The sequence below is a fragment of the Microlunatus ginsengisoli genome (genome assembly GCF_039537205.1).
GTDB lineage: Bacteria > Actinomycetota > Actinomycetes > Propionibacteriales > Propionibacteriaceae > Microlunatus > Microlunatus ginsengisoli.
Genome location: NZ_BAABAB010000059.1, coordinates 1 through 1,024, shown reverse-complemented (window position 1 = coordinate 1,024; position 1,024 = coordinate 1). Strand labels below are relative to the sequence as shown.

Below are 1,024 nucleotides of genomic sequence, written 5' to 3'. Positions count from 1 at the left end.
TGTTGGTGGTGGTGATGCGGCGGTTTTCGTTGAGGACTTCGGCGGTGGTGGTGAGTCCGGTGGGGAGTTGGAGTGTGCGTTTGCCCTGGGTTCCGTCGGTCATGGCGAAGATGTAGGCGTAGCCGTCTTTGATCTTGAGCATGGTGTCGAGCTGGGGTCCGAAGGTCCAGCGGTAGGACTGGGTGTTGATGACGGGGGCGAGCGTCTTGATCTGGGTGTTGACCTCCTTGACGGCCTGAGTGTTGGGTCCGGCGCAGCCGTGGGGATCGTTCTGGGCGGCGCGGAAGAAGTTCCCGGTGGCGCAGGGGCCGGAGAAGACCTGGTTGAAGTAGATGATGCCGCGGGCTTCGTGGATTATGGAGGCCATGGTCGCGCCCTTGACTTGTTCGGGGCTGACGGCATGGTAGCCGTCGGCGGTCTCGGGCGCGTAGGGCTCGATGAAGTTCCACAGCATCTGGAGGTGGCCGTCGGCTTGGTCGCGGATGCGGAGGGCGTCGATCATCTGGCCGTAGGTATGGGCGGTACGGCAGGTCGACTTTGGGACGTCGACGATGTATCGGGCCCAGTTCTGGTCCCAGCTGCATTGGGGCACTGAGTGGAAGTAGGCGTCGATGGAGACTGCGTCGGTGTAATCGTTGACGTACTTCTCGGCGTCGGTGGGTTTGCGGTCGTAGGAGAGCACTGAGGAGGTGAAGTTGGCGTAGCGGAAGCGGCCGGTGATGGCCGGTGGGGCTGCGTCTTCGGCGCGCTGGAGTTCGGTGAATCCTGCTGAGGGTGGGTCGAACCGCCCGTCGACTTCGTCGCCGAGGAAGGAGCCAACCCAGTTGGGGGAGTCATCCTTGAGGTTGCGTAGTCCGGGTTGGCCGACCCAGTACATGCCGTTGTCCTGAATGAGGTTGTAATCGGTGTCTGGATTGATCTCGGTGTAGAAGTTCAACCCCAATGACTTATCGAAGTTGACCTCGGACGCGCTCGAGACGCCTGACCACCAGACGCCGATCGGGAAGAAACCAGGATCATCCCA

Annotated in this window: 1 protein-coding gene; it reads right to left on the bottom strand. The window is 61.6% G+C overall.

Annotated features, from left to right (window positions below; translation table 11 throughout):
- On the bottom strand, positions 1–1,024 hold a 1,024-nt coding region (locus tag ABD747_RS26555), incomplete at both ends, for a hypothetical protein (RefSeq protein ID WP_344810178.1).